The organism is Xanthobacter wiegelii (genome assembly GCF_043193855.2).
Classification (GTDB): domain Bacteria; phylum Pseudomonadota; class Alphaproteobacteria; order Rhizobiales; family Xanthobacteraceae; genus Xanthobacter; species Xanthobacter flavus_A.
This window is the reverse complement of record NZ_CM195529.1, coordinates 111,871-130,249: the sequence shown is the minus strand read 5'-3', so window position 1 is coordinate 130,249 and position 18,379 is coordinate 111,871. Positions and strand designations below refer to the sequence as shown.

General features: G+C 69.7%; 14 protein-coding genes and 1 other RNA gene. 10 read left to right on the top strand and 5 right to left on the bottom strand.

Features of this window, described 5'->3' with window-relative positions:
* Nucleotides 1–30 precede the first annotated feature (30 nt).
* Entirely contained in the window at nucleotides 31–2,169 is a 2,139-nt protein-coding gene (gene ligA / locus V5F63_RS00610) for an NAD-dependent DNA ligase LigA (RefSeq protein ID WP_394101270.1), read from the top strand.
* Between the two features lie 48 nt (nucleotides 2,170–2,217).
* Nucleotides 2,218–2,588: RNase P RNA component class A (gene rnpB / locus V5F63_RS00605), an RNA gene on the top strand.
* Between the two features lie 23 nt (nucleotides 2,589–2,611).
* Here the strand turns inward: rnpB and V5F63_RS00600 are convergent.
* The 4 genes from V5F63_RS00600 to V5F63_RS00585 all read right to left on the bottom strand — a co-directional run bounded on the left by V5F63_RS00600 (nucleotide 2,612) and on the right by V5F63_RS00585 (nucleotide 6,742).
* Nucleotides 2,612–3,115, bottom strand: a complete 504-nt coding sequence (locus V5F63_RS00600) for a DUF3016 domain-containing protein (RefSeq protein ID WP_394028406.1) — start codon at nucleotides 3,113–3,115, stop codon at nucleotides 2,612–2,614.
* Nucleotides 3,116–3,148: 33 nt separating this feature from the next.
* Entirely contained in the window at nucleotides 3,149–5,575 is a 2,427-nt protein-coding gene (gene gyrB / locus V5F63_RS00595) for a DNA topoisomerase (ATP-hydrolyzing) subunit B (protein ID WP_209487086.1), read from the bottom strand.
* A gap of 120 nt (nucleotides 5,576–5,695) precedes the next feature.
* Nucleotides 5,696–6,412, bottom strand: a complete 717-nt coding sequence (gene queC, locus V5F63_RS00590; protein WP_394101269.1) for a 7-cyano-7-deazaguanine synthase QueC — start codon at nucleotides 6,410–6,412, stop codon at nucleotides 5,696–5,698.
* Nucleotides 6,413–6,442: 30 nt separating this feature from the next.
* Nucleotides 6,443–6,742, bottom strand: coding sequence for a BolA family protein (locus V5F63_RS00585; protein ID WP_209487082.1), 300 nt, complete (start codon nucleotides 6,740–6,742; stop codon nucleotides 6,443–6,445).
* 253 nt (nucleotides 6,743–6,995) lie between these two features.
* Here V5F63_RS00585 and V5F63_RS00580 point away from each other — a divergent pair, with 253 nt between their 5' ends.
* The 8 genes from V5F63_RS00580 to V5F63_RS00545 all read left to right on the top strand — a co-directional run bounded on the left by V5F63_RS00580 (nucleotide 6,996) and on the right by V5F63_RS00545 (nucleotide 17,860).
* Nucleotides 6,996–7,607, top strand: a complete 612-nt coding sequence (locus tag V5F63_RS00580) for a J domain-containing protein (protein ID WP_209487080.1) — start codon at nucleotides 6,996–6,998, stop codon at nucleotides 7,605–7,607.
* Between the two features lie 104 nt (nucleotides 7,608–7,711).
* On the top strand, nucleotides 7,712–8,695 hold the full coding sequence (gene cobS / locus V5F63_RS00575; protein ID WP_394028409.1) for a cobaltochelatase subunit CobS: 984 nt from the start codon (nucleotides 7,712–7,714) through the stop codon (nucleotides 8,693–8,695).
* Between the two features lie 109 nt (nucleotides 8,696–8,804).
* Nucleotides 8,805–10,718 (top strand): cobaltochelatase subunit CobT, encoded by a 1,914-nt coding sequence (gene cobT, locus V5F63_RS00570; RefSeq protein ID WP_394101268.1) that lies wholly within the window; start codon nucleotides 8,805–8,807, stop codon nucleotides 10,716–10,718.
* Nucleotides 10,715–11,728 (top strand): esterase-like activity of phytase family protein, encoded by a 1,014-nt coding sequence (locus V5F63_RS00565; protein WP_394101267.1) that lies wholly within the window; start codon nucleotides 10,715–10,717, stop codon nucleotides 11,726–11,728. The genes cobT and V5F63_RS00565 overlap by 4 nt, the downstream gene beginning before the upstream one ends.
* Nucleotides 11,729–11,904: 176 nt before the next feature.
* On the top strand, nucleotides 11,905–14,091 hold the full coding sequence (locus V5F63_RS00560) for a CHASE2 domain-containing protein (RefSeq protein WP_394101266.1): 2,187 nt from the start codon (nucleotides 11,905–11,907) through the stop codon (nucleotides 14,089–14,091).
* 62 nt (nucleotides 14,092–14,153) lie between these two features.
* A complete protein-coding gene (locus V5F63_RS00555; protein WP_394101265.1) occupies nucleotides 14,154–16,814 on the top strand; it encodes an ABC transporter ATP-binding protein in 2,661 nt (886 codons plus the stop codon).
* A gap of 21 nt (nucleotides 16,815–16,835) precedes the next feature.
* Complete coding sequence (locus V5F63_RS00550; RefSeq protein ID WP_209487070.1) at nucleotides 16,836–17,279, top strand: Crp/Fnr family transcriptional regulator; 444 nt, start codon at nucleotides 16,836–16,838, stop codon at nucleotides 17,277–17,279.
* A gap of 140 nt (nucleotides 17,280–17,419) precedes the next feature.
* Nucleotides 17,420–17,860 (top strand): hypothetical protein, encoded by a 441-nt coding sequence (locus V5F63_RS00545; RefSeq protein ID WP_245327286.1) that lies wholly within the window; start codon nucleotides 17,420–17,422, stop codon nucleotides 17,858–17,860.
* A gap of 73 nt (nucleotides 17,861–17,933) precedes the next feature.
* On the opposite strand, the gene V5F63_RS00540 is transcribed toward V5F63_RS00545, so the two are convergent.
* Nucleotides 17,934–18,299: a helix-turn-helix domain-containing protein gene (locus V5F63_RS00540; protein ID WP_209487067.1), complete on the bottom strand. Its 366-nt coding sequence runs from the start codon at nucleotides 18,297–18,299 to the stop codon at nucleotides 17,934–17,936.
* Nucleotides 18,300–18,379: the final 80 nt, after the last annotated feature.

Below are 18,379 nucleotides of genomic sequence, written 5' to 3'. Positions count from 1 at the left end.
ACGGCGGCCGCCTTCCGGGAACCGCCGACGATGACCAAGCCCGCCTTGCCCCTACGTTCCCTGAACGTGGAGGATCTCTCTCCCTCCGACGCCGCCGCCGAGCACGCGGCCCTCGCCGAGGAGATCAAGGGCCACGACGCGGCCTATTATCGTGAGGACGCGCCCCTCGTCTCCGATGCCGAATATGACGCCCTGCGGCGCCGATACGAGGCCATCGAAGCGCGCTTTCCCGGCCTCGTGGGCGAGGACAGCCTTTCGGCCAAGGTGGGCGCGGCGCCCTCCGAAAAGTTCGGCAAGGTGGTGCATGGCGTGCCCATGCTCTCCCTCCAGAACGCGTTTTCCGACGATGAGGTCGAGGAGTTCGTCGCGCGGGTGAAGCGTTTCCTCGGGCTCGGGCCGGAGGAAGAGGTGGCCTTCACCTCCGAGCCGAAGATCGACGGGCTCTCCTGCTCGCTCCGCTACGCGGAGGGGCGTCTCGAGGTCGCCGCCACCCGCGGCGACGGATCGGAAGGCGAGGATGTCACCGCCAATGTGCGCACCATCGCCGACATCCCCAACCGGCTCCATGGCCCCGGCGTGCCTGATATCATCGACGTGCGTGGCGAGATCTACATGGCGAAGGCCGATTTCGAGGCCCTGAACGCCCGGCAGGCGGCGGCGGAGGAGAAGGTGTTCGCCAATCCGCGCAATGCGGCGGCCGGCTCCCTGCGTCAGCTCGACCCCGCCATCACCGCCTCCCGGCCTCTGAAATTCTTCGCCTATGCCTGGGGCGAGGCGACGCCGCTGCCGGCCGAGACCCAGCACGGCATGGTGGAGGCTTTCGCCCGCTGGGGCTTTGCCACCAACCCGCTCATGGTGCGCGCGACCAGCGCGGCGGAGCTGATCGCCCATTACCGCTCCATCGAGGCGCAGCGGGCGAGCCTGCCCTATGACATCGACGGTGTGGTCTACAAGGTGGACCGGCTCGATTTGCAGCGCCGCCTTGGCTTCGTCTCCCGCTCGCCGCGCTGGGCCATCGCCCACAAGTTTCCGGCCGAGCAGGCGACCACCGTGCTGGAGGCCATCGACATCCAGGTGGGTCGCACCGGCGCCCTCACCCCGGTGGCGAAGCTGATGCCGGTGACGGTGGGCGGCGTGGTGGTGGCCAACGCCACCCTGCACAACGAGGACGAGATCGCCCGCAAGGACATCCGCGTCGGCGACACGGTGGTGGTGCAGCGCGCCGGCGACGTGATCCCGCAGGTTGTGCGGGTCATCACCGAGAAGCGGCCGGCGGAATCGAAGCCGTACGAATTCCCCACGCTCTGCCCCGCCTGCGGCTCCCATGCGGTGCGCGAGGTGGACACGAAGACCGGCAAGGTGGACGCGGTGCGCCGCTGCACCGGCGGCCTCATCTGCCCGGCGCAGATGGTGGAGCGGCTGCGCCACTTCGTGTCGCGCAACGCCTTCGACATCGAGGGATTGGGCGAGAAGCAGGTGCGCGCCTTCTACGACTGGGACCTCATCAAGTCCCCGGCCGACATCTTCACGCTGGAAGCGCGCAACAAGGAGGGCCTCCAGCGGCTGGAAAACCGGGAGGGCTGGGGCAAGACCTCGGCGGCCAACCTGTTCGTCGCCATCCAGTCCCGCCGCAACGTGGCGGTGGACCGCTTCGTCTTCGCCCTTGGCATCCGCCATGTGGGCGAGACCAACGCCAAGCGCCTCATGCGCCATTACGGCACGGTGGAAGCACTGGAGGCCGGCGCGCTGGCCGCCGTCATCCCCGGCGAGGAGCACCCCAAGGGCAATGACGCCTGGCAGGAGATGCTGGCCATCGACGGTGTGGGCGACGTGGTGGCGGAAGCCGTCATCGAGTTCTTCCACGAGCCGCGCAATCGCGACGTGGTGGCGGCCCTGCTGGCGGAAGTGACGCCTGCACCCATGGAGCGCGTGGCCGCCGAAAGCCCGGTGGCGGGCCAGACCGTGGTGTTCACCGGGTCGCTGGAGAAGATGACCCGCGACGAAGCCAAGGCCATGGCCGAGCGGCTGGGGGCGAAGGTGGCGGGCTCCGTTTCCGCCAAGACCGATCTCGTGGTCGCCGGGCCCGGCGCTGGCTCCAAGCTGGAGAAGGCGCAGGCGCTGGGGGTGAAGGTCATCACCGAGGACGAGTGGTTCGAGCTGGTGGGGTGAGGGAGGAAGTTCTTGACGCCCCGCCCCTGAACCCCCATTCCTCCCCGACCAGCCGGCCGGGCGGCCGCGGCATTTCGGTGTCGAGGAAAGTCCGGGCTCCACGCAGACACGGTGCCGGATAACGTCCGGCGGGGGCGACCCCAGGGAAAGTGCCACAGAAATCAGACCGCTCGCGCGTGCGCGAGTAAGGGTGAAACGGTGGGGTAAGAGCCCACCGCGCGACCGGCAACGGGAGCGGCACGGCAAACCCCACCGGGAGCAAAGTCGAATAGGGACGGCACGGGCAACCACCCCTGTCTACGGGGCGCCGTCCGGGTTGACTGCTAGAGGCGCCGGGCAACCGGCGTCCCAGAGGAATGGTCGCCACGCGGGCGGAAACGCCCGCCGTACAGAACCCGGCTTACAGGCCGGCTGGTGTTTTCCCGACCGGCCCCCGTCACTGCTACATGCCGCGCGGCGGCTCCAGGCGCACGAAGCGGCGGCGGAACCAATCCTCCAGCATGGCCGTCTCGAACGGGAAGCGCCCCGCATTCCGGGCGGAGGGATTCATCATGTAATTGATGTCGGTCACCGTCTCGGTAGCGGCGAAGACGACCTTGCCCTTTTCGCGCAGCGTGTAGCGCATCTTGAACCGCGGTGGAGTGATGTCGCGCAGGATGCGGACCTCACCCCAGCCGCCCCGGCGCCAGGGCTCGTATTCCCCGGCGAGTTCGATGTCGAGAACCTCCAGGGCAAGGGTCTGGTCCGGCTTGAGATCGCGCGCGCCGAGCCGCGCGAAGAGGCTCGCAAAGCTCGCGATGATGCTCTCGCGCTCGGCGGGGAGGCGGAAATCGCCGTCCGAATAGCGCTCGGGGTGGACAAAACGCACCGAGATGCCCGCCGCCGCCGGGGCCGCGGGCAGAAGGATGGCGAGCGCCGCGAGGAGCACAATCATCCGCATCTTCATGGCCACACCTCCTGCGGCGGGCCGGGACGTGCCTCACACGTCCACGCTGGCCCTGAGCGCATTCTCCTGGATGAACTCGCGGCGAGGCTCCACCGTGTCGCCCATCAGGCGGCTGAAGAGGTCGTCGGCGGCGTCGACTTCCTTCACGCGCACCTGGAGGAGGGAGCGGGCGTTGATGTCCAGCGTCGTCTCCCACAGCTGCTCGGGGTTCATCTCGCCGAGGCCTTTGTAGCGCTGCAGCGAGAGGCCCTTGCGGCCGGAATCGGTGACGGCGTCGAACAGGTCCACTGCGCCGAACAGAACCTGCTCGTCGCTGCGGCGCTTCAGGGTCGCGGCGGCGGCGAACACGCCGTCGAGGTCGCGGGCGAGGGTGTCGAGCCGGCGCGCCTCGGGGGAGGCGATGAAGGCATGGTCGAGCCGCGCCACCTCGGCGACGCCGCGCACCGTGCGGGAGAAGACATAGCCGGTCTCGTCGCAGAGGCCGGTCCAGCCGCGCTCGGTCTCGTCCGCCAGCGCATCGAGGCGGCGGGCCACCTCGGCCGCGGCGGCGGAGCCGGTGGCGGCGTCTTCCAGCGCAGCGGGGGCGAAGGCTCCCGCCAGCGCCGCCTGCTCGGCCACCGCACGGTTGTAGCGGGGATGGAGCGCGGAAAGGGCGCTGCGCAGCTGGCGCGACACGTCCACCACATGAGCGAGGTCGGCGCCGGTGCGCACCTCGCCGGAGGCGAGATGGAGGGAGGCTTCCTCAAGCCCGGTGGTGATGAGGTAGTCCTCCAGCGCCTTCTCGTCCTTGAGGTAGGTCTCGGACTTGCCGCGCGCCACCTTGTAGAGCGGCGGCTGTGCGATGAAGAGGTGGCCCGCGTCCACGATCTCCGGCATCTGCCGGAAGAAGAAGGTGAGCAGCAGGGTGCGGATATGGGCGCCGTCCACGTCGGCGTCCGTCATGATGATGATCTTGTGGTAGCGCAGCTTCTCGAGATTGAAGTCGTCCCGGCCGATGCCGGTGCCGAGCGCGGTGATGAGCGTGCCAATCTGCTCGGACGACAGCATCTTGTCGAAGCGGGCGCGCTCCACGTTTAGGATCTTGCCGCGCAGCGGCAGCACGGCCTGGAAGGCGCGGTCGCGGCCCTGCTTGGCGGAGCCGCCGGCCGAGTCACCCTCGACGATGAAGATCTCGGACTTGGCCGGGTCCTTCTCCTGGCAGTCGGCGAGCTTGCCGGGGAGCGAGGCCACGTCCAGCGGGCTCTTGCGGCGGGTGAGGTCGCGCGCCTTGCGGGCGGCTTCGCGGGCGGCGGCGGCTTCCACCACCTTGCCGATCACGCTCTTGGCCTCGACCGGATTCTCCTCGAACCAGTTGGCGAGTGCCTCGCCCACGAGGTTCTCCACCACCGGACGGACCTCGGAGGACACGAGCTTGTCCTTGGTCTGGGAAGAGAACTTCGGGTCAGGCACCTTCACCGAGAGCACGGCGGTCAGGCCCTCGCGGCAATCCTCGCCGGTGGGGTCGACCTTCTCCTTCTTGGAGATGCCGGAGGTGTTGGCGTAGCCCAGCACCTGCCGGGTCAGCGCGGCGGCAAAGCCCGTGAAGTGGGTGCCGCGGTCACGCTGGGGGATGTTATTGGTGAAGCACAGCACGTTCTCGTGGTAGCCATCGTTCCACGAGAGCGCGGCCTCCACCGTGATGCCGTCCTTCTCGGCGCGGATCACCACGGGCTTGGCGATGAGGGCGGTCTTGTTGCGGTCGAGATACTTCACGAAGGCCTCGACGCCGCCCTCGTAATGCAGTTCCTCGCGCTTCGGCTCGGGGCCACGCGCGTCGGTGAGCACGATCAGCACGCCGGAATTGAGGAAGGCCAGCTCGCGCAGGCGGTGCTCCAGCGTCGCGTAGTCGAACTCGATGCGGGTGAAGGTCTGCGGGCTCGGCGTGAAGGTCACCTTGGTGCCGCGCTTGCCGGCCGGCGCCGGCCCCACCACCTTCAGCGGCGCCTCGGCGTCGCCGTGGCGGAAGCGCATGAAGTGCTCCTTGCCGTCGCGCCAGATGGTGAGGTCGAGCGTGGTCGACAGCGCGTTCACCACCGAGACGCCCACGCCGTGCAGGCCGCCGGAGACCTTGTAGGAATTCTGGTTGAACTTACCGCCCGCGTGCAGCTGGGTCATGATGACCTCGGCGGCGGAGACGCCCTCCTCCGGGTGGAGGTCGGTGGGGATGCCGCGGCCGTCGTCGGTCACGGTCACGGAGCCGTCGGCCTCCAGCGTGACGGTGACTTCCTTCGCCCAGCCGGCCAGGGCCTCGTCGATGGCGTTGTCCACCACCTCGTAGACCATGTGGTGCAGGCCCGAGCCGTCGTCCGTGTCACCGATGTACATGCCGGGACGCTTGCGGACCGCATCGAGGCCCTTGAGCACCTGGATGGACTGGGCGCCGTAGTCGTCGGGGGACGCGGCGGGCACGGGTTCGACCATGGAAACTTCCGATTCGGTTCTGGTGCGTGTTGCAAATCTAGCGCAAAGCGGCGGCTATTTGGTGGCGGTCGCGCTTGTTTTCCTGCGTTTTCCAAGGCTCGACGGCCATTTAGGGGCCATTCAGCCGGCGCTGTAGCGTGCAAATCCATCCGCGCGCAACCTGCAGGCGGGGCATTCGCCGCAGCCGTAGCCCCAGGCGTGGCGGTGGCCGCGGTCGCCGAGATAGCAGGTGTGGGTCTCCTCGACGATGAGATCCACCAGCGGACGCCCGCCCAGATGCTCGGCGAGGCGCCAGGTCTCGGCCTTGTCGATCCACATGAGCGGCGTGTGGAGGACGAAGCGCTTCTCCATGCCGAGGTTGAGCGCCACCTGCATGGCCTTGATGGTGTCGTCCCGGCAGTCGGGATAGCCGGAGAAGTCCGTCTCGCACATGCCGCCAACGATGTGCCGCAGTCCCCGGCGATAGGCGAGGGCGGCGGCGAAGGTGAGGAACACGAGGTTGCGGCCGGGCACGAAGGTGTTCGGCAGGCCGCTCGTTTCCATGTGTAGGGCGACGTCCCGGGTGAGCGCCGTGTCCGAGATCTGGCCGAGTACCGGCAGGTCCAGCACATGGTCGTCGCCGAGCCGCGCGGCCCAGAGCGGGTTGAGGGCGCGGAAGGCGGCGCGCAGCACGGGGCGGCGCTCCAGCTCTACCGCGTGGCGCTGGCCGTAGTCGAAGCCCAGCGTCTCCACCCGGCCGAAGCGCTCCAGCGCATAGGCGAGGCAAGTGGCGGAATCCTGCCCGCCGGAGAAGAGGACGAGCGCGCCCTCCTCCCGATGCAACGCGGCCTCAGCCATGGGCGGCCAATCCCTTGACCGGCTTCAAGGTCATTCGCCGGGGGCCTTGGCCTCGATGGCGAGGGCGTGCAGGCCGCGCGCGATCTCGCCCTGAAGCAGGCCGTTGACGATGCGGTGGCGCTCCACCCGGCTCTTGCCGGTGAAGCTCGGCGAGACGACCCGCACCCTGAGGTGGGTGATGCCGCCGTCGCCGCGGTTGGCGCCCTTGTGGTCGTGCATCACGCCGGCATGGCCCGCGTGCTTGTGGCTCTCGTCCTCCAGTTCGAGGGCGAGGGGGGTAAGGCCGGCCTCAAGGGTCTGGCGGATGGAGGCAAGAGACGTTTCGGTCATGATGAAAAAGCTTCTGTGCAATGGATATGGACCAAAGGGGCGGCCGGTTATGGCGCTCCCGCGTGAGCGGCATTATATGGGGCTTGTCGCGGCCTGCCACCCTCGGCCGTGACGAGGCCGGCTCAGCCGTCTCACCGCCCCGACCCATTGCCCCGAACGCATCCCCTGCTACCCCCGTGGACCTGCGCTTTCTAAACGCGCTGCACCGCAATTCCTTGCCGCGTCGCGGAACGGCGCCCATAATCGACCAGCCATGAAACTCGACTCCCCCCTTTTCGACCGCATCCGGGTCAAGCCCGCCGACGAACGGCCCCGTAGCCGGATGTCGCTGACGGGCTGCCAATGGCCGGGCTGCACGGCGGAGGGCTCGCACAAGGCGCCCAAGGGGCGGCATCAGGAAGGCCAGTACTGGTCGTACTGCCTCGACCATGTGAAGGCCTACAACCAGTCCTACAACTATTTCTCGGGCATGACCGACGATGCGGTGTATGCTTACCAGAAGGATGCGCTGACCGGCCATCGCCCCACCTGGAAGATGGGCATGAAGGGCGCCGGCGGCCGCCGGGCGGGCGCGGAAGCCACCGACGGCATGCGCGACCCCTTCGGATTCACGGCCGAGATGGGCGCCACCTTCCAGGCCGACCGGCCGGAGCCCAACGGCAAGATCGTGCGCACCGCGGAGCGGCGGGCGCTGGAGGTGATGGGCCTCGAAATGTCGGCCAGCCCGGTCGAGATCAAGGCCCGCTACAAGGAACTGGTGAAGCTGCACCACCCCGACGCGAACGGCGGCGACCGTTCCTCGGAGGATCGCCTGCGCAGCGTCATCCAGGCCTACAACAGCCTCAAGCAGGCAGGATTCTGCTGAGCGGTCCTCAGGATCGCCGGCGACGCGGAGGCGGCCCAAAAGACCGCGCCGTGATGGACATGGGACACGAAAAGGGGCGCGCGGGGCGCGCCGACGGAGGAGTTATGAGCGGTTTGGAGACCACTGCCCCGATGCCGGACATGAAGGTGTCGGTTCGCCAGACGTTCGGCATCGATATCGACATGGAGGTCCCGGCCTACTCCGAAGCCGACCCGCATGTGCCGGAGCTGGACCCGGACTATCTGTTCGATCGGCCGACCACCCTCGCTATCCTCGCCGGCTTCGCCCGCAACCGCCGCGTGATGGTCACCGGCTTCCACGGCACCGGCAAGTCGACGCACATCGAGCAGGTGGCGGCGCGGCTGAACTGGCCGTGCGTGCGCATCAACCTCGACAGCCACATCTCGCGCATCGACCTGATCGGCAAGGACGCGATCGTGGTGAAGGATGGCCTGCAGGTCACCGAATTCCGTGACGGCATCCTGCCCTGGGCCTACCAGAACAACGTCGCCCTCGTGTTTGACGAATATGACGCCGGCCGCCCGGACGTCATGTTCGTGATCCAGCGCGTGCTGGAGTCTTCCGGCCGCCTGACCCTGCTGGACCAGAGCCGGGTGATCCGCCCGCACGGCGCCTTCCGGCTGTTCGCCACCGCCAACACCATCGGCCTCGGCGACACCACCGGCCTCTATCACGGCACCCAGCAGATCAACCAGGCGCAGATGGACCGCTGGTCCATCGTGACCACGCTGAACTATCTCGCCCACGACAAGGAAGTGGACATCGTGCTCGCCAAGGCGAAGCACTTCCAGAACGTGGAAGGCCGCGACACGGTGAACCGCATGGTGCGCCTCGCCGACCTCACCCGTCAGGCGTTCATGAACGGCGATCTCTCCACCGTCATGAGCCCGCGCACGGTCATCACCTGGGCCGAGAACGCGGACATCTTCCGCGACATCGCCTTCTCGCTGCGCGTGACGTTCCTCAACAAGTGCGACGAGCTGGAGCGCCCGCTGGTGGCAGAGTTCTACCAGCGCTGCTTCGGCCAGGAGCTGGCCGAGAGCACCGTCAACGTCGCCTTGTCCTGAACGGGTGCGGCTCAGCCGCGCCTCGCATTGAACAGGCTGCGCCATGGCGCAGCCTGTCGCCCCGCAAGAAGCGCCGCTTGACGGCGCAAGAGCCGAAGAAGCACGCGCCATGGCCACCAACCGCACCACCGGCAAGGCCCCCAAGGAAGCTCCGTCCGAGCCGTTCAAGCGCGCCGTCACGGGCTGCTTCAAGGCCATCGCCGGCGTCTCCGAGTTCGAGGTGTCCTTCGCCTCCGAGCGCCCCGCGCTGGGGCCGGACCGGGTGCGCCTGCCCGAGCCGCCGCGCCGCTTCTCGCTCCAGGATGCGGCCATCGTGCGCGGCCATGCGGACTCGCTCGCCTTGCGTCGCGCCTGTCATGACCCCGGCGTCCATCGCAAGATGCTGCCCCAGGGCGAGGTCGCGCGCGGCGTGTTCGAGGCGGTGGAGCAGGCCCGCGTGGAAGCCATCGGCGGCAACCGCATGCCGGGCGTGAGGCGCAATCTCGCGGCCATGCTGCAGGATCGCTACCACCGCGCCAATTACGCCGACATCACCGAGCGCTCCGAGGCCCCCATCGCCGATGCGGTGGCCCTGATGGTGCGCGAGCGCCTGACCGGCGAGCCGCCGCCGCCCGATGCCCGCCGCGTGGTGGACCTCTGGCGTCCCTTCATCGAGGAGCGGGCGGCCGGCGACCTCGCGCGGCTCATCGACAGCATCGAGAACCAGAAGAAGTTCGGCGAGGTGGCCCGCGATCTCCTCGCCTCCCTCGACATGGGCGAGGAAAGCGGCCTCGACACCGAGCAGGAGCCCGAGGAGGCCGAGAACGAGGGCGGCGCCGACGAGCAGGGCGGCGAGAACGGTGAAAGCCGCGAGGACGACAGCCAGCAGGGCGCGACCGAGATGGAGGCCGAGCTTTCCGAGGAGGAGATGCCCGACTCTGCCGCCCAGAGCGAGGCCGCGCCCCCCGCCGACGTGCCGGACGGCACCGAGATGGGCGACAGCGAGGAGCCGGCCGAGCCGTGGTCGCCCCGCCCGCCGGTGACGCACGACAATCGCGGGCCGGAATACCACGCCTTCACCACCAAGTTCGACGAGGAGACCTCCGCCGAGGACCTGTGCGATCCGGAGGAACTGACGCGGCTGCGGTCCTATCTCGACAAGCAGCTCGCCAATCTCCAGGGCGTCGTGGCGCGCCTCGCCAATCGCCTTCAGCGCAAGCTGCTGGCGCAGCAGAACCGCGCCTGGGAATTCGACCTGGAAGAGGGGGTGCTCGATCCCGCGCGCCTGCCGCGCGTCATCATGGACCCCATGGCGGCGCTCTCCTTCAAGCGCGAGCGCGACACCGACTTCCGCGACACGGTGGTGACGCTGCTCATCGACAATTCGGGCTCCATGCGCGGCCGGCCCATCACCGTGGCCGCCACCTGCGCCGACATCCTCGCCCGCACGCTGGAGCGCTGCGGCGTGAAGGTGGAGGTGCTGGGCTTCACCACCCGCGCCTGGAAGGGCGGCCAGTCCCGCGAGGCCTGGCTCGCCGCCGGCAAGCCCGCCGCCCCCGGCCGCCTCAACGACCTCAGGCACATCATCTACAAATCGGCCGACGCCCCGTGGCGCCGGGCGCGCCGCAACCTCGGCCTGATGATGCGCGAGGGCCTGCTCAAGGAGAATATCGACGGGGAGGCGCTGGACTGGGCGCACAAGCGCCTGCTCGCCCGCACCGAGGCCCGGCGCATCCTGATGATGATCTCCGACGGCGCACCGGTGGACGATTCCACTCTCTCGGTGAACGCCGGCAATTATCTGGAGCGGCACCTGCGCCACATTATCACCGAGATCGAGACGCGCTCGCCGGTGGAGCTGATCGCCATCGGCATCGGTCACGACGTGACGCGCTATTACCGCCGCGCCGTCACCATCGTGGATGCCGAGGAGCTGGGCGGGGTGATGACCGAAAAGCTCGCCGAGCTGTTCGAGGAGACGCCCGGAGGTGCCGGCCGGGGAAGCGCTGGCCGGGCGCCGGGGCGCGGCGGCCGACTGCATTGAGGCGTCGCCTGCGTTTCGCAGCTTTCGTCGCCGCCGGGCTTCTCGGCGGCGCATTCCTGTTCAATCTCGCCTTCTCCAAGCCGGGCACGCTGCCGCCCGAGCCGGTCGCGATCACGGTCACGGCGCAGCCTGTCGCCGCCTTCAAGCGGGGGGACGAACTTGCGCAGTTCGGTCCGCTGCGCTTCCTCGGCGGTCTGGTGCTGACCTCCCCCTTCCCCGGCTTCGGCGGCATCTCCGGCTTCGCGCTGGAGCAGGACGGGCATTTCCTCGCCATCACCGATGCCGGCCTGTTCCTTTCCGGCCGCCTGGCGACGGAGAATGACCGCCCCACCGGGCTCGCCGACGTCAAGGCCGCAGCGCTGCTCGATGCCGAGGGGCGGGTGCAGGCGGACAACGCGCGCGAGGATGTGGAATCCGTCACACTGGCGCCCGATGCCGCCTATGTGGCGATGGAGACCATCAACGAGATCTGGCGCTATCCGCGCGATCCCCTCGGCAAGCGCGGCACGCTGGTTCCGGCACCGGCCATCAAGGGCCTGCGGCGCAACACCGGCCTCGAAAGCCTTGCCTACATGCCCTCCGGCCCGCTCAAGGGCGCGCTCGTCGCCATCGGCGAGGAAGGAGCGAGGAAGGCCGATGATCTGCCCGGCTTCATCATCGGCGGGGCGGCGCCCGGCACCTTCACCGTCGCCAAGAGCGGCCCGTTCGACGCCACCGACCTCGCCTTGGGGCCGGACGGTAATTTCTACCTCCTGGAGCGCCATTACACGCCGCTGGACGGCGTGAGCATGCAGATCCGCCGCTTCCCCGCCGGCGAGGTGAAGCCCGGCGTGCGCATCACCGGAGAGGTGCTGGGCCGCTTCGACTTGGGCTATGAGATCGATAATATGGAAGGCCTCGGCGTCACCCGTGCCGCCTCGGGCGAGATCCTGCTGACGCTCATCTCCGACGACAATTTCAGCCCCCTCCAGCGCACCATCCTGCTGCGCTTCGCGGTATCGGGCGACTGAGGCTCCCCTGCTCCCCGGTCCAGCGACGGCGCAGCCGGAGCGCCGAGCCGGGGTCCAGCCCAAGACGCCCGCGCAGCGGACAATCGCCCCGGGGATCGGCCCGCCTTTCACCCCGCCTTCCGCCTCGCCTTGTGCCGCGCTAGGCTCCCGCTGTCGCAACGGAATCCGCCTGCCGCATGTGGTCCCGCCTCTACTGGCTCGCCGTCGGCGGCCCCCTTGCCGCCGGCCTTCTGGTGATGGGGGCCGATCCCACGCCGTTGCAGGACCTGCGCAACGGCCTGTTCGACCTCTACCAGCGCGCCGCGCCCCGCGCGTATGACCCCGACCTGCCGGTGCGGGTGGTGGACGTGGATGACGCCTCCCTCGCCCGCGTGGGTCAGTGGCCCTGGCCGCGCACAACGGTGGCGGAGCTGACGCAGAAGCTCACGAGCCTCGGTGCGGCGGCGGTGGCGTTCGACATGGTGTTCTCCGAACCCGACCGGCTCGATCCCGCCGCCGTCGTGAAGCTCCTGCCGGCGGAGGCCCGCGCCCCGGCCGAGGCGGCGCTGGCCGGGCGCGACAGTTCCGACCGGCAGTTCGCCACGACGCTGGCCGCCACACCCTCCGTGCTCGGCGCCATCCTCACCCACGGAAAGGGCGCCGCCTATCCGGAGAAATGGGGCATGGCCAGCGCGGGCGATGACCCGCGCGCCTTCGTGCCGCGCTTTTCCGGAGCCGTCGCGCCCTTGCCGGAGCTGGCGGCAGCCGCGCAGGGCATCGGCGCGTTGAACTGGTTGCCCGACCGCGATCAGGTGGTGCGCCGCGTGCCCATCCTCCTCGGCCTCGACGGCAAGCTGGTGCCGAGCCTGTCGGCGGAGGCGCTCCGGGTGGCGCAGGGCGCGTCCACCTATGTGGTGCGTGCCTCCAACGCCAGCGGCGACCAGGCGTTCGGCACCAGGTCCGGCATCACTGCTGTGAAGATCGGCGCCCTCGACGTGCCCACCGATGCCTCGGGCGAGGTGCGGGTGCGCTTCACCCCCACCGATCCCCGCCGCTTCCTCTCGGCCGCCGATGTGCTGGACGGCCAGGTCGCGCCCGCCGAGCTGGAGGGGCGCATCCTCCTCGTCGGCTCCAGCGCGCCGGGGCTGATGGACACGCGGGCGACGCCCCTCGATGCCGCCGTGCCCGGCGTGGAAGTCCAGGCGCAGCTCATCGAGCACATCGTCGCCGGTGCCCGCCTCGTGCGGCCGGACTGGGCGCGCGGGGCGGAGATCGTGCTGACCGGCCTCCTCGGCCTCCTGCTGGCGCTGGCCCTGCCCCGGGTTTCGGCGCCCGTGGCCGGGGCGCTCGGACTCGTGGTGGTGGCGGCGCTGGGCGCGGGGGCGTGGCTGGCCTTCACCCGCTTCGATCTCCTGCTCGACCCCATGGGGCCGGGGGCGGCGGTGCTCGCAATCTACGGCATGGGGGTGCTCGCCCTCTATCGCGACGAGCAGCGGCAGAAGAAGTGGGTGCGCTCGGTGTTCGGCCGCTTCGTCTCGCCCAAGGTGGTGGAGCGCCTTGCCGAAAACCCGGAACGTCTCGTGCTGGGCGGCGAGACCCGCGAAATCACCATCCTGTTCTGCGACCTGCGTGACTTCACCTCCTTGTCGGAGACCATGGACGCGCAGGCCCTCACCCGCTTCATGAACGCCTATCTCACGCCCATGACGGAGGTGGTGCTCGCCCACGGCGGCACGATCGACAAATACATCGGCGACGCCATCATGGCCTTCTGGAACGCGCCGGTGGACGATGCCGCCCACGCCCGCAACGCCGCGCTGTGCGCGCTCGCCATGTCGGCGCGGCTGGAGGCGCTGAACGCGGAGTGGCTCCGTGCGGCGGAGGCGGAGGGGCGGCCGTGGCACCCCGTGCGCTGCGGCATCGGGCTCGCCACCGGCCCCTGCTGCGTGGGCAATCTCGGCTCGGCGCAGCGGCTCGAATATTCCTGCCTCGGCGACGACGTGAACCTCGCCTCCCGCATCGAGGGCGCCACCAAGTCCATGCGGGTGGACATCCTCGTCTCCGAGGCGACGCGCGAGGCGGCGGGCGACCTCGCCTTCCTCGAAGCCGATCTCCTCATGCTCAAGGGCAAGTCGAAGGCGAGCCAGCTTTACCTCCTCGCGGGACCCGCGGACTTTTCCCGGTCGGACGACTTCTCCCGGCTGGAGGAGCGGCACGGCGCGCTGATGGCCGCCTACGGCGCCGGCCGCTTCGGGGAGGCGGCGGCGCTCGCGGAGGCGCTCGCGGCGAGCGCGCCGCCCCGGCTCTCCCGCTTCTATGGCCTGTATGCCGAGAGGTGCCGGGGTGCGGCGGACCCGGCGGCCGCGCCTGCTGCTTCCGGCTGAGCCCGCCGGCCGGCAATCGTTACCCCTTGCCAACACGCTAGACCGCCTGCAGAAAAGCCGTGATGAACGGCACGGATCGAGCCTCCCCCCACGGTGGAACGGCCCCGGCGACGCGGGAGGCGCTCCCGCGCGACGTGCTTACCTATCTGTGGCGGGCCGAGCCCGCCGCCCACATCAAGCTCTTCGCCCTCGTCCTGCTGCTGCTGCCGTTCAACTACGCCTCGCTGGAACTGCCGCGCCTCATCGTCAACGGCGTCACCGATTCCATCGGCGGGACGGTGCCCAAGCTGTTCGACTTCGATCTCGCCTGGCCGAACTTCCTGGGCGGCGGGGTCATCATCGACCTGACCGGTTACGAGGTCTCGGCCTTCGGGCTCCTCGCCGGCCTCGCGGCGCTGCTGTTCGCGCTGCAACTCATCCAGCAGCACATCTCGCGCCTCATCGAAATGGCGAAGGCCCGGCTCGGCGAGCGCATCCTGGTGGAGCTGCGCCGCCAGCTGTTCGACGTGATCCAGCGCCTGCGCCCCGAGGCGCCGATGAAGAGCAAGGCGATGGAAGTGGGCAACATGCTGCGGTTCGAGGTGGGGCCGATCTCCCCCTTCGCCGGCATGGCGTTTGCCCAGCCGCTGAAGTCCGCCGGCCTCATCGGGTCGGCGACGCTGCTCATCTTCACCCAGAACGCGGCGCTGGGCGGCTGCGCCCTCGGCATCCTCGCGCTCAATTACGTGCTGCTCGGCATCCAGCGGCGCGACAATGCCACCAAGCTGCAGATCTACCAGCGCGAGGCGGTGGCGCTCGGCAAGAGGGTGATGTCGGGCATCGAGCGCCTGCCCCTCGTCCACGGCTTCGCCACCAGCCCGTGGGAGCGCGCGGCGGTGGACGGCCGGCTCGCCGTGGTGTCCGAGGCGAGCCTCGACCTCAAGCGGCAGAATTTCGTCGACCGGGTGCTGAACCTGCTGATGTCGGACGTGCCGACGCTGGTCTTCTATTCGGTCGGCGGCTGGCTGGCGCTGACGGGGGCCATCAACATCGGCCAGCTGGTGGCGGTGGTCGCGGCCTATGGCCAGATCCCCGAGCCGCTGAAAGAGCTGATCGAGTGGGACGAGAAGCGGGTAGTGGCGCAGGTGCGCTACGATTTCGCCCGCTATTATCTCGAGACGCAGGAAGTCTGGCCCAAGGGCTCGCAGGATGACACGGGCTGGGAGGGCGTGGCCTTCGACGGCGGTCTGAAGATCGCCGACCTCGGCGTTGTCGACCCGGCCGGCAGCATCCTTCTCGATGGCGTGAGCCTCGACGTGCCGGCGGGCACGGCGGTGGCGCTCAAGGGGCCGGATGCCGGCGGCAAGCATGCGGTGGCGCGCGTCTGCGGCCGCGCCATCTCGCTCTTCAGCGGCTCGGTGCGCATCGGGGGGCACGACCTCTCCAGCGTGCCCGAATCCGTCATCGGCCGGCATGTCGCCTATGCGGGCGGCGACCCCATCGTCCTCAACACCTCTTTGCGCGAGAACATGCTGTGCGCGCTGGAGCGCCACCCCGGCCGGCCGGCCGCGGGCGCCACCGAGCCCGAGCCCGAGCCCTCCGACCTCGCCGACGCCGCCCAGCTCGACCGGTCGATCCTGTCCGCCCTTGCCCTCGCCGGGCTCGGCGACCTCGTGGTAAGGCTCGGCCTCGAACGCCGGCTCGATCCGGAAGCGAGCCCGGCGCTGGCCGAACGCATCGTGACCGCCCGCGCCGCCGTCACCGATGCCATCTCCCGCCGCCAGCAGGAAACGGGCCGCGTGCTCATCGAGCCGTTCCGGTTCGCCGCCTTCAACCGCTTCATGACGCTGGCGGAGAACATCCTGTTCGCCGCCCCGCTGAACGACACCCGCGGCGCCGCCTCGCTCCTGTCCGATCCAGGGCTGATGCCCGAGCTGGAGCGGCTCGGGATCGCCGACGATTTGGCGGGGCTCGGCCTTCGCGCTCTGCGCACCCTCGCCGAGCTCGCCGGCGGGGCGGAGGCCATCGCCGATATCGACACCAAGGGCCTGCTGCGCGCCGAGGAGATGACCGCAGCGCGCGCCCTGCTCGCCCATGCAGGCACCGGCGCTGGCGACGCGCTGGCGCCGGACGAGCGCGCGCTGCTGCTGCGCGTCGCCGGTCGCTATTGCGAGCCGCGCCACCGCTTCGGCCTCATCGACGAGGAGTGGCAGCAGCGGGCACTCGCCACGCGCGCGCAGCTCGCCCACCTGAAGGCGGTGTCCGGCACCCCGCTCGCGCGCTATCAGCCGGACAGCTACTGCCGGGCGCTGACCGTGCGCGACAATCTGCTGTTCGGCCGCATCGCCGCCGACCGCGCGGGCGCCGCCGCCGTCGTGGACGAGGTGGTGCGCGCGTGCCTGACGCAGGACGGCTTCATCGCCCAGGTGCAGCGGCTGAGCCTGGATGTGGCGCTGGGCGAAGGCGGCCTGCCGCTCTCGGCCGCCGAACGCGGCAAGCTGACCCTCGCCCGCTGCCTCCTGGCGGCGCCCGACCTGCTCATCATCGACGACGCTTTGGTTCCGCTGGCGCCGTCCGAGCAGAGCCGGCTGATCGAGAGCGTGCTCGCCAGCCGGGCGGGAGCCACGACGCTGGTCGTGCTCGATGCCGCCGAGCCGCTCGACCTGTTCACACAGGTGATCGTGCTGGCCCACGGGCAGGTCGAGCGCATCGAGGGGGCGGAACTCGCCGCCACGGGGACGTAGGGGAGCGACAAGGATCAGGTCATGAGCATTGAAGACGAGGCGCGCGTCCTCTCCCGCATCCCCATGTTCCGCGATCTGGAGCCGAGCCAGCTCCGGCTGCTCGCCTTCTCCGCGACGCGGCTCGACGTGGCGCCGGGCGATGTGCTGTTCCATCAGGGCGAGGCGCCCGATGCCACCTATGTCATTCTCGACGGCACCGCCGTCATCGAGGTGACGGCGGGCGGCGCCACCCATGAGATCACCCGCCTCTCCAAGGATACGGTGGTGGGCGAGATGGGCGTGCTCACCGGCGAGGCGCGCAGCGCCACGGTGCGCGCGGGCGAGGCCATGAGCGTGCTGCGCATGGATTCGGACCTCTTCCTTTCGCTGCTGGACAAGACGCCCTCCCTCGCTCGGTCCGTGCTGCGTGACCTGGCGCTGCGGCTTCAGGAGACGACGCGCGCCCTGGTGAAGGCGCGCGGCTGATCCCGACGGCCGACCAGCAAACCCCTGAGCCGGATCATGTTTTCACCGCCGCGCCGACGCTCTGGCCGCTTGCATCCCGCAAGGTAAGGCGCCACCATGGCGCACCAATCAGAAGGTCCATGGGGGTCGCGCATATGAGAATGATGAAAGCCGCAATCGGTCTCGCCCTGGCGCTGAGCCTTGCCGCCTGTTTCGAGGGCAAGCCCGGCCCGGCCGGCCCCGCAGGTGCGGCAGGCGCGCAAGGTCCGGCCGGTGTCGCCGGTCCCGCTGGTCCTGCGGGTGCGGCAGGCCCCGCCGGTCCCGCTGGCCCGGCCGGTCCGCAGGGCGCCCAGGGTCCGGCCGGCCCGGCCGGAGCCGCCGGTGCGGCGGGCGCGGCCAACATCACGCTGCGCGCCGCGGCCTGCCCGGAGGCCGGCTGCCTTGCCTCGTGCGAGACCGGCGAAAGCGTGATCGGCGGCTATTGCGTGAACACCGATCGCGGCCTGCAGCACATCGCGGTGTTCTCGGCGCGCGGCGACAAGACCGAGGTGGAATGTCTGCATCCGGTGAAGCAGGTGGTGGCGGTCTGCCTCAAGCCCTAGGCGGCAGTCTCGCCCGCCGAGAGTGAGAGGGCGCTTTGCCGGGCGGATTGATTCAATCCGCCCGAATTGCGCTCTAGCCGCGGCGGCGCAGGATCTTGAGCCGCCCCAGCAGCTCGGCCACCGCCTCCTGCGGCAGGTGGCCGATCTCGCGGGCGAGCAGGTTGGCAAGCTCGGTCGCCTGCGGCGACAGATCGGCGGTGTCCACCACCACCCGCGGCTGCGACAGTTCAGCGAGGCGCTGGAGATCCTCCGCCTCGTCCCAGATCACATTGAAATAGGCGATGATGCGCTGGGTCAGCGCCCAGGTCGGCTTGCCGCGCTTGCCGGTCTCCAGCGCCGAGAGATAGGTGGGCGTGACGCCGATGGCCCGCGCCATTTCCGTGAGGGTCACGCCGCGCTCGGCGCGCAGGTCGCGCACCCGGCGTCCGAAGGGCGTCATGCCGAGGTCCTTGTGGCTTCCGGTCTTTTCGTGGGCCGCGGGAAGGCTTGGAAGCCGGCCCGCGCGCCCGATCCGGATAG

Bases quoted from the DNA above. Each gene is read 5' to 3' on its own strand.
- ligA (WP_394101270.1), top strand. From the start codon at position 31: ATGACCAAGCCCGCCTTGCCCCTACGTTCCCTGAACGTGGAGGATCTC.
- V5F63_RS00600 (WP_394028406.1), bottom strand. From the start codon at position 3,115: ATGAAGATGCGGATGATTGTGCTCCTCGCGGCGCTCGCCATCCTTCTG.
- gyrB (WP_209487086.1), bottom strand. From the start codon at position 5,575: ATGGTCGAACCCGTGCCCGCCGCGTCCCCCGACGACTACGGCGCCCAG.
- queC (WP_394101269.1), bottom strand. From the start codon at position 6,412: ATGGCTGAGGCCGCGTTGCATCGGGAGGAGGGCGCGCTCGTCCTCTTC.
- V5F63_RS00585 (WP_209487082.1), bottom strand. From the start codon at position 6,742: ATGACCGAAACGTCTCTTGCCTCCATCCGCCAGACCCTTGAGGCCGGC.
- V5F63_RS00580 (WP_209487080.1), top strand. From the start codon at position 6,996: ATGAAACTCGACTCCCCCCTTTTCGACCGCATCCGGGTCAAGCCCGCC.
- cobS (WP_394028409.1), top strand. From the start codon at position 7,712: ATGAGCGGTTTGGAGACCACTGCCCCGATGCCGGACATGAAGGTGTCG.
- cobT (WP_394101268.1), top strand. From the start codon at position 8,805: ATGGCCACCAACCGCACCACCGGCAAGGCCCCCAAGGAAGCTCCGTCC.
- V5F63_RS00560 (WP_394101266.1), top strand. From the start codon at position 11,905: ATGTGGTCCCGCCTCTACTGGCTCGCCGTCGGCGGCCCCCTTGCCGCC.
- V5F63_RS00555 (WP_394101265.1), top strand. From the start codon at position 14,154: ATGAACGGCACGGATCGAGCCTCCCCCCACGGTGGAACGGCCCCGGCG.
- V5F63_RS00550 (WP_209487070.1), top strand. From the start codon at position 16,836: ATGAGCATTGAAGACGAGGCGCGCGTCCTCTCCCGCATCCCCATGTTC.
- V5F63_RS00545 (WP_245327286.1), top strand. From the start codon at position 17,420: ATGATGAAAGCCGCAATCGGTCTCGCCCTGGCGCTGAGCCTTGCCGCC.
- V5F63_RS00540 (WP_209487067.1), bottom strand. From the start codon at position 18,299: ATGACGCCCTTCGGACGCCGGGTGCGCGACCTGCGCGCCGAGCGCGGC.